Origin of the sequence: Frankia sp. AgPm24 (assembly GCF_023243055.1) — a bacterium.
GTDB lineage: Bacteria > Actinomycetota > Actinomycetes > Frankiales > Frankiaceae > Frankia > Frankia umida.
Map to the genome: position 1 here is coordinate 1 of NZ_JALKFW010000103.1, position 376 is coordinate 376.

Below are 376 nucleotides of genomic sequence, written 5' to 3' on the forward strand. Positions count from 1 at the left end.
GGGTGTGGTTGGTGGGGGTGGTGTCGGGGGGTGGGGTGAGCAGGAGGGTGTGGAAGTGGAGGTGGTGGGTGTGCAGGGTGGTGGGGTCGGGGTTGGGGGTGTCGAGGAGGTGGGTGGTGGTGGTGAGGTGGTGGGTGAGGGTGGTGAGGTGGGTGTCGGTGATGGTGGTGGCGAGCAGGCGGATGGTGGTGGTTTCGAGGTGGGTGTGGGCGGTGTGGATGTCGGCGAGGGTGGTGTGCTGGTGTTCGAGGACGAGGGCGGTGTAGCGGGCGGCGCCGTCGCCGCCGGGGGTGTGGACGCGGGCGCCGCCGGGGGCGCCGCGGCGGCCGCTGATGAGGGCATCGGATTCCAGGACGCGGAAGGCTTCGCGCAGGGG

1 pseudogene is annotated in these 376 nt (G+C 71.8%); it reads right to left on the reverse strand.

Features of this window, described 5'->3' with window-relative positions:
• Positions 1-376: pseudogene (locus MXD61_RS28685) on the reverse strand (GntR family transcriptional regulator); the annotation flags it as partial.